This window comes from Cellulomonas bogoriensis 69B4 = DSM 16987 (assembly GCF_000767165.1).
Classification (GTDB): Bacteria; Actinomycetota; Actinomycetes; order Actinomycetales; family Cellulomonadaceae; genus Actinotalea; species Actinotalea bogoriensis.
Window position 1 is genome coordinate 1 of record NZ_AXCZ01000291.1, and the last position, 2,007, is coordinate 2,007.

Consider the following 2,007-nt stretch of genomic DNA (forward strand, 5'->3'; position numbering starts at 1 on the left):
CGCCGACGCTGGCGCACCGCCGACGGCCCCCTGGACCAGGCGGGGCGGCCCGGTGTGGACGCGTGGCGGTGGAGCGGACGCACCCGCTGAGGACGGTCGCCGGGGCACCCCCGGCGACGGGGCCCAGCACATAGGCTCGTGTGCATGACGAGCACCGCCGCACACCGTCGCCCCACGCCCATCGACGCGATCGCCGACGCCTACGTCCGGCGGACCGCCGAGCTGGACCCGCTGAGCGCCACGGCCATGGGGATCGACGGGTTCGACCACCTCATGACCGACTACTCCCCCGCGGGCTGGCAGGCCCAGGCCGACGCCGCCCGCGACGTCCTGGCGCAGCTGGACGGGGCCGAGCCCGTCGATGACGTGGACCGGGTCACCCTCGCCGCGATGCGCGAGCGGGTGGGCCTGATGCTCGAGCTCGTCGACGCCGGGGAGGTCCTGGGCCACCTGAACAACATCGCCTCACCGGTGCAGGGGGTGCGGGACGTGTTCGCGGTCATGGCGACGTCCACCCCTGAGCACTGGGCGGCGATCGCGGCACGGCTGCTGGCCGTCCCGACCGCCACCGCGGGGATCGCCGAGTCTCTACGCCTGGCCGCAGGTCAGGGTCACGTGGCCGCGGCGCGGCAGGTGCAGGCGTGCATCGACCAGTGCCGGGACCTGGCCGGGGACGAGTCGATGTTCACGACCCTGGTGCAGGGGCCCGCCGCCCAGGCGGCCCTGGGCCTGGGCCACCAGCAGGTGCGGGACGACCTGGAGCGCGGTGCCCGGGCCGCGCGGGAGGCCTACGGCGAGCTCGCCACGATGCTCCAGGAGGAGCTGCTGCCCCGCGCACCCCAGGCCGACGGGGTGGGGCGGGAGCGGTACGCGCTGTGGTCCCGGTACTTCCTGGGCGCGACGGTCGACCTGGAGGAGACCTACGCGTGGGGCCTGGCCGAGCTCGAGCGCGTCGTCACCGAGCAGGAGGAGGTCGCGGCACTCGTCGCCGGACCCGGCGCGAGCGTCGAGGACGCCGTCGCCGTCCTGGACGCCGACCCCGCCCGCGTGCTGGAGGGCACCGAGGCGCTGCAGGCGTGGATGCAGCGGACGTCCGACGCCGCGATCGCGGCGCTGGACGGCGTGCACTTCGACATCCCCGACCCGTTGCGGACCCTGGAGTGCTGCATCGCACCCACCCGGACCGGGGGCATCTACTACACGGGACCCTCGGACGACTTCACCCGGCCCGGGCGCATGTGGTGGTCGGTACCGCCGGAGGTGACCTCCTTCACCACCTGGCGGGAGAAGACGACCGTCTACCACGAGGGCGTCCCGGGCCACCACCTGCAGGTCGGTCAGGCGGTCCACGAGCGCGCGTCCCTGAACTCCTGGCGGCGGCTCGCGTGCTGGGTCTCCGGGCACGGCGAGGGCTGGGCGCTGTACGCCGAACGACTCATGAGCGACCTGGGGCACCTGGAGGACCCCGGCGACCGGCTGGGCATGCTCGACGGGCAGCGCATGCGCGCCGCCCGCGTCGTCCTGGACATCGGGGTACACCTGGGCCTGCCGTGCCCCGAGCGGTGGGGCGGCGGCACCTGGGACGCGGACAAGGCCTGGGAGTTCCTCAAGGCCAACGTCTCCATGCCCGAGGGGTTCCTCAGGTTCGAGCTGACCCGGTACCTCGGGTGGCCCGGTCAGGCGCCCGCCTACAAGGTCGGCCAGCGCCTGTGGGAGCAGGCCAGGGACGAGGCCCGCGCCGCCGCCCACGCCCGCGGGGAGGAGCTGGACCTCAAGGAGTTCCACGCCCGCGCCCTGGCCCTGGGCTCGGTGGGCCTGGACGTCCTGCGGGACGCGCTCGCGACCGGGTAGCACCGGCGTCACCGGGGCTACCCTGCCCCGGTGACCACCCTGCTGCTCGCCTCCGCCTCACCCGCCCGCCTGACCACCCTGCGCCAGGCGGGCATCGACCCCCTGGTGCAGGTCTCGGGGGTGGACGAGGACGCCGCGCTCGCCGAGGCCACCCGC

General features: G+C 74.9%; 1 protein-coding gene. It reads left to right on the top strand.

The annotated features are described in order from the left end of the window. Window positions 1-144 precede the first annotated feature (144 nt). Window positions 145-1,851 carry a DUF885 domain-containing protein gene (locus N869_RS14720; RefSeq protein WP_035062892.1) on the top strand — a complete coding sequence of 569 codons (1,707 nt, stop codon included), beginning with the start codon at window positions 145-147 and terminating at the stop codon, window positions 1,849-1,851. The last annotated feature ends 156 nt before the right edge of the window (window positions 1,852-2,007 follow it).